This window comes from Mycolicibacter sinensis (genome assembly GCF_001667375.1).
GTDB classification, from domain to species: Bacteria; Actinomycetota; Actinomycetes; order Mycobacteriales; family Mycobacteriaceae; genus Mycobacterium; species Mycobacterium sinense_A.
Genome location: NZ_LZIN01000102.1, coordinates 1 through 721 on the forward strand (window position 1 = coordinate 1; position 721 = coordinate 721).

1 protein-coding gene is annotated in these 721 nt (G+C 66.2%); it reads right to left on the reverse strand.

Annotated features, from left to right (window positions below):
* Nucleotides 1-697 (reverse strand): PE-PPE domain-containing protein (locus A5771_RS24725; RefSeq protein WP_234783145.1); only part of this gene is annotated, 697 nt, incomplete at its 3' end.
* Nucleotides 698-721: the final 24 nt, after the last annotated feature.

The window sequence follows — 721 nt, forward strand, 5'->3', positions numbered from 1 at the left end:
CGCTGTCGACCAGCCCGTGGCTCCACGCATTGATCCAGGCGCCGAACTGGTCGAAGTCACCGGAGATGTCGATGTCGGTGATCGCGCCGTCGGTGGTGGCCAGGTGGTTGGCCACCTGATCGGGCGTGAGCCCCAGATACATCATGTGCTCGTAGAACAAACCGAGCTCAGAGGTGGACGTGGGGTCGGTGACCGGATCTCCGGGGATCGTGTAATCGGTTACCGCGAACCAGTTGTTCGGGGTCTGGACACCCGACAGCAGAGCAGTGTCGAAGAAGTCGGAGGAGGAAACCCCGCCCATACCCTCCGACGCGGTGTCGGCACCGACCGGATTGCCGATGAACACGAAATGCAGCAACTGCGGGTCGACGCCGTCGTGTTCCAGCTGGGCCATGGCGATCGAACCGGCCGTGGCGCCCTGCGACCAGCCGAACACCCACAGCGGGTTGTCGGCATCGTAGGCGTCGGGGTTGGCGTCGAGCTGGGCGTGCACCGCCCGCACGATCTCGGCCGCGCCGACGAAACTGCTGTGCCCCTGCAGGATCAGCTGCGGGGTGGTCAGCACCTGCAGCGGGGAATCGCAGATGCCGGCACCGATCACGCAGACCGTCGGATCGTCGCCGGCGTCGAAGCCTAGCGGGTTGAGGAACAGGTCGGCCGCGGTTTGGGCGAACGCCGCCGAGGGCGTCGGCAACATCGTCCCGCCGACGAAGATCGCGGT